The sequence below is a fragment of the Streptomyces sp. XY431 genome (genome assembly GCF_001279805.1).
Taxonomy (GTDB): Bacteria; Actinomycetota; Actinomycetes; order Streptomycetales; family Streptomycetaceae; genus Kitasatospora; species Kitasatospora purpeofusca.
Map to the genome: position 1 here is coordinate 1 of NZ_LGDO01000178.1, position 5,737 is coordinate 5,737.

Here is a 5,737-nt window from a genome sequence, read left to right on the forward strand (position 1 = left end):
GAGTGGCGGGCCGGTTCGGTGCCGGTCCCGTCGGCGGGGGCGTCGGGGAGCGGGGGCTCGGTCCGGAGCTTGGCGCCCTCGACGTCGACGTCGGGGACGATCCGCTCCAGCGGGCGCGGCAGCCACCAGGCGCGGCGGCCGAGCAGGGCGAGGGCGGCCGGGACGATCGCCATCCGGACCACGAAGGCGTCGAAGGCGACGGCGGCGGCCAGGCCGAAGCCCATCATCTTGATCATCGGCTCGTTCATGCCGATGAAGCCGGCGAAGACGCTGATCATGATGAGCGCGGCGGCCGTGACCACCCGGGCGTTGTACCGGAAGCCGGTGACCACGGCCTCGCCGGGCTCCTCGCCGTGCACATACGCCTCGCGGATCCGGGTGACCAGGAACACCTCGTAGTCCATGGCCAGGCCGAACACCACGCCGATCATGAAGATCGGCATCATGCTCATCACCGGGCCGGTCTGCTCGATACCGATCAGCTCGGCCAGCCAGCCCCACTGGAAGACCGCGACGACGGCGCCGAGCGCGGCGGCCACCGAGAGCAGGAATCCGGCAGCGGCCTTGAGCGGGACGAGCACCGAGCGGAAGACCACCAGCAGCAGCACCACGGCGAGGCCGACGACCACCGCCAGGTAGGGCAGCAGCGCGTCGTTGAGCTTCTGCGACACGTCGATGTTCATCGCCGTCGGACCGCTGACCAGGACGGTCGCACCGGTGGCGGACTTGAGGCCCGGTGCCTTGTCGCGGATGGCGTGGACCAGGTCGGTGGTCGCGGCCTCACTGGGTCCGGTGGCCGGCATGGCGGTGACGAGGGCGGTGTCCCCGGCCTGGTTGAAGGCCGCCGGGGTGACGGCCACCACGCCGGGCAGGCCCTTCACGGCGTCGCCGACCTGCTGGGCGGCGGCCTTCGGGTCGGGCACGCCCTTGGCGTCGACCAGCAGGGTCAGCGGACCGTTGAAGCCGGGGCCGAAGCCCTCGGAGAGGTGGTCGTAGGCGCGGCGCTGGGTGGTGGAGGTGGGCTTCGCCTCGTCGCCCGGCAGGCCGAGCCGCAGGTCGAGGGCGGGCAGGGCGAGCACGCCGAGCCCGATCACACCGCCGACCAGGACGGCGACCGGGCGGCGCAGCACGAACCGGGCCCAGCGGGTACCGCCGTTGGGGCGGGCACCGGCGCCCGCCGCGGCGGCCCGCCCCCGCTTGCGGAGCTTGCGCGGCAGCACCCGCTGACCGATGAAGCCGAGCAGCGCGGGGACCAGGGTGAGCGCCACCAGGACGGCGATCACCACGGTGCCGGCCGCCGCGAGGCCCATCTTGGCGAGCAGCGGGATGCCCACCACGGAGAGCCCGGCCAGCGCGATGATCACGGTGAGCCCGGCGAACACCACGGCCGATCCGGCCGTGCCGACGGCCCGTCCTGCGGCCTCCTTGGGCGCGTACCCGTCGAGCAGCTCGGCGCGGTAGCGGGAGACGATGAAGACCGCGTAGTCGATGCCGACCGCGAGGCCGAGCATCATCGCCAGGGTGCTGGTGGTGCTGGACAGGCCGAGCACGCTCCCGAGCCCGGTGATCAGCGCGATGCCGAGGCCGACGCCGATCACCGCGGTGAGCAGCGGGAGTCCGGCGGCCAGCAGCGAGCCGAAAGTGATCACCAGGACGACGGCCGATATCGCCATGCCGATCGCCTCGGCGGAACCGCCCGCCTCGCCGGCGGCCATCAGGGCCGTGCCGCCGATGTCCACGGTGAGGCCGGCGTCCCGCGCGTGCTGGGCGGCCTGCTCCAGGGCTTCGGTGGCCCCGGTGGAGACCTTGCCGGGCTTGGCGTCGTAGCTGATCGTCGCGTAGGCGGTGGTGCCGTCCTGGGAGACGGCGCCGGTCTTGAACGGTCCGGCGGCTCCGACGACCTGCTCGCCGTGGGCGAGCTCGGCGACCGCCTTCTCGACCGTCTGCTGGTTGGCGGCGGCGGTGATCTTCTGGCCGGACGGCGCGACGAAGACGATCCGGGCCGAGGCACCGTCGGACATCGCGCCGGGGAAGCGCTCGTCCATGAGGTCGAAGGCCTTCTGCGCCTCGGTGCCTGGCATGGCGAAGCCGTCGTCGGGGGCGGCGGGCGCCTTGGCGGCCAGCACCCCCACGGCGGCCAGCAGGGCGACCCAGAGCAGGGTCACCAGCCGGCGCCTGAGGAAGGACCATCGGCCCAGGCGGTACAGGAAAGTGGCCACGGGAGAGCGGACTCCTTCGGGTGTCGGATGTCTGATGTCCGACGGCGGGCGTCGGAGGGCGGACGGCGGAGAGCGGACGGCGGAGAGCGGACGGCAGGCGTCGGGCGGGATCGGTGGCCGGGAGCGCTGCCCGGCCGTCGCGGCCAGGGGCTCCCGGAGCATGGCCATCCTGCGTCGGCGGGCGTCTCGTCGGCGTCGGCCCTGCGCAGGCATTCCGGACTACTGCGGACGCAGCAGGACGACCCGGACGGCGTAGTGCCCGGAGCGCGGCGGCGGCCGTCCGGCTCCGACCTGCGGCCGAGGGGGCGGGGCGCCGGAGTCGGGGTGCGAGGGTCGGCCGGGTCACCCGGGCGGAGGTACGGACGGGCCGCGCCCCGACCGGCGAAGTAGCGTGATGTGCCTGGACCGGATGTTTCGCTCCGGTTCGTCCAGACCTGTCCGTCATCGGTGACCGGAAGCCCGCAGGCCCCCGGAACACCGCCCGTCCGCAGCTCGACCCGCTGCCGGAGGTGGCCCATGGGCGTTCCCGCCGCTCGCATCGTGTTCGACGAGAACGACCGCGCGGCCGTCGCGGAGGCCGTGAGCGAGATGCTCGCCACCGGCGCGCTCACCCTCGGCCCCTGGACCGAACGGTTCGAGCAGTCCTTCGCCGCCGAGCACGGCGCGACCCACGCGGTCGCCGTCGCCAGCGGCACCGCGGCGCTGGAGATCGTCCTGCGCGGCCTCGACGTCCGTGGCCGCGACGTGGTCGTCCCGGCCGTCACCTTCTACGCGACGGCCGGCGCGATCCTGCACGCGGGCGGCCGGCCGGTCTTCGCCGACGTCGACCCGGACACCCTCGCGCTCGGCCCGGACACCCTGGAGGCCGCGCTCACGCCGGACACCGCCGCCGTGGTGCTGGTCCACATCGGCGGACTGATCACCCCCGAGGTCGACGCCCTGCGCGCGATCTGCGACGCCCGGGGCGTCCCGCTGGTCGAGGACGCCGCGCACGCCCACGGCAGCAGCTACCTCGGGCGCGCCGCCGGCACCTTCGGAACGGCCGGAGCCTTCTCCTTCTACCCGACCAAGGTCACCACCAGCGGCGAGGGCGGCATGATCCTCACCGGGTCCGCCGAACTGCGCGACGAGGCCCGGATCCACCGCGACCAGGGCAAGGGCTCGTTCACCACCAACCACCACGTGCGGCTCGGCGCGTCCTGGCGGATGAGCGAGCCCAACGCCGCCATCGGCACCGTCCACCTGCGCCGGCTCAAGGAGTTCGTGGAGACCAGGCGCCGGGTCGCCCAGCGCTACGACGCCGCGCTCGGCGCGCTGGACGGCCTGACGCCCGTCCTCGAACCGGCCGGCTCCCGCGGCAACTACTACAAGTACGTCGCCCTGCTGCCGCCCGGCGCCGACCGCGCGGCCTTCAAGCGGGCCGTCGCCGAGGAGTACGACGTCCGGCTCTCCGGCGAGGTCTACGACCTGCCGCTGCACCTGCAGCCGGTGCTCGCCCCGTACCGGCGGGCGGCGCTGCCGGTCGCCGAGGACGTCTGCGCCCGGCAGATCTGCCTGCCGGTGCACTCCGACATGACCGAGGACGAGACCGAGCTGGTGATCGAGGCGGTGTCCGCCGTCCATCGCCGCTTCACGGGCTGACGGACCCCGGGCCGACGGATCACGGGCCGACGGATCACGGGCCGACGGACCCCGCCGGTCGCGAGAACCGTCGGGAGCAGTCAGTCGGGACAAGGTCGAGACAAGACAGGAGAGAACAGTGCGGATAGCGGTCACCGGAGGATGCGGCTTCATCGGCTCACACGTCGTCGACCGGCTGCTCGCCGCCGGGCACGAGGTGCTCGCGGTGGACTCCACCGACAAGTACCTCAACCCCGACGCCGACCACGCGCGGATCGACATCCTCGACCTGCCCGCCCTCACCGCCGCCCTGGACGGCTGCGAGGTGGTCTTCCACCTGGCCGCGCAGGCCGACGTCGAACGGGTCGCCGCCGACCCGGTCGGCGCCGTGCGGGCCAACATCGACGGGACCGAGGCCGTCCTGGAGGCCGCCCGCCGCAACGACCTCAGCCGGACCGTCCTGGCCAGTACCGTCTGGGTGTACGGGGCCGCCCTGGGCGAGGCCGGGATGGAGGACGAGGAGCAGGAGCTCGACGAGCACGTGCCGATCGAGCTGGACCACAGCGGGCACCTCTACGTCGCTACCAAACTGGCCGCCGAGATGCTCGTGCACAGCTACCGCCAGCTGTACGGACGGCACTTCACCATCCTCCGGTACGGCATCCCGTACGGGCCGCGGATGCGCGACGAGCTGGTGGTCGCCCGGTTCGTGCAGGCCGCGCTCGACGGACGGCCGATCACCATCGCGGGCGACGGGCGGCAGAGCCGCAACTTCGTCTACGTCGAGGACCTCGCCGACGCGCACGTCCGCGCCCTCTCCCCCGCCGCCGAGGACCAGACCTTCGCCCTGGAGGGCTCCACCGCCGTCTCGGTCCGCGACATCGCCGACACCGTCGACCGGCTGCTCGGACCGGTCAGCATCGAGCACATCGAGGCCCGCACCGCCGACTACGCCGGGCGCCGGATCTCGGCCGCGCAGGCCAAGCGGCTGCTCGGCTGGTCGCCGCGCACCAACTTCGCCGACGGCGTGCGGCGGTACGCCGACTGGTACCGCTCCGAGGCCGCCCCGGCGACCGGCCCCGCGTCCGGCCCCCGCCGGGGCGCCTGAACCGGGGCCGGACCGTGCCGCACGCCCTGCTGGTCTCCGGCTCGCTCGGCCAGGGCCACGACGTGATGGCCCGGGCCTGCGCCGACTCCCTGGAGGCGCGCGGCTGGACCACCAGCACCGTCGACGCGATGGCCCTGCTCGGGCAGCGCGCGGGCAACGCCGGGGAGGCGGTGTTCCGGCGGCTGCTCGACCTGCCCGGCGTCTACGACGCGTTCCACTTCTCCGCCCTGCGCCCCGGCGCCCGGATCGCCCTGCTCGCCGACGCGGCGGCCCGGCGGCGGCTGGTGCCCGCCGTCCGGGCGCTGCTCGCGGAGCAGCGCCCGGAACTCGTGGTCTCGGTGTTCGCCACCGCCACCTCCGCCGTCAACCACCTGCGCGGCGACCCGCCCGCCTTCCGCCACCTGGTGCTCTGCACCGACGTCACCCCGCACCGGCTCTGGGTGCAGGACGGCACCGACCTGTTCCTGGTCACCTCCGAGGTCGCGGCCTGCGGTGTCCGCCGCTACCGCCCGGACGCGCCGGTGGCCGTGCTGCCCGCACCGCTGCGCGCACCGTTCTACCGCCCGCCCTCGCGCGCCGAGGCCCGGGAGCGGCTGGGCCTGCCGCCGGACGCGCGCTGCGTCCTGCTGATGTCCGGCGCCTGGGGCCTCGGCCCGCTGGCCCGCACCGCCGCCGAACTGGCCGACGCCGGACCGCACGTCCTCGCCGTCGCCGGCAGCAACGCCGAACTCGAACGCCGTCTGCGGCGCGCCGCCACCCACCGCCCCCGCCTCCACCCCTTCGGCTGGAC

4 protein-coding genes are annotated in these 5,737 nt (G+C 74.3%); 3 read left to right on the forward strand and 1 reads right to left on the reverse strand.

Going from position 1 to position 5,737, the window contains the following annotated elements; genetic code table 11:
* Nucleotides 1–2,219 (reverse strand): MMPL family transporter (locus tag ADK60_RS19235; protein WP_053647559.1); only part of this gene is annotated, 2,219 nt, incomplete at its 3' end.
* Nucleotides 2,220–2,735: 516 nt separating this feature from the next.
* Between ADK60_RS19235 and ADK60_RS19240 the strand changes: the two genes are divergently transcribed.
* The 3 genes from ADK60_RS19240 to ADK60_RS19250 form a co-directional block, all read left to right on the forward strand.
* Nucleotides 2,736–3,860 (forward strand): DegT/DnrJ/EryC1/StrS family aminotransferase, encoded by a 1,125-nt coding sequence (locus ADK60_RS19240; RefSeq protein ID WP_053647561.1) that lies wholly within the window; start codon nucleotides 2,736–2,738, stop codon nucleotides 3,858–3,860.
* A gap of 118 nt (nucleotides 3,861–3,978) precedes the next feature.
* Nucleotides 3,979–4,947, forward strand: a complete 969-nt coding sequence (locus ADK60_RS19245) for an NAD-dependent epimerase/dehydratase family protein (RefSeq protein WP_045942233.1) — start codon at nucleotides 3,979–3,981, stop codon at nucleotides 4,945–4,947.
* 14 nt (nucleotides 4,948–4,961) lie between these two features.
* Nucleotides 4,962–5,737 (forward strand): MGDG synthase family glycosyltransferase (locus ADK60_RS19250; protein WP_053647564.1); only part of this gene is annotated, 776 nt, incomplete at its 3' end.

Bases quoted from the DNA above. Each gene is read 5' to 3' on its own strand.
- ADK60_RS19240 (WP_053647561.1), top strand. From the start codon at position 2,736: ATGGGCGTTCCCGCCGCTCGCATCGTGTTCGACGAGAACGACCGCGCG.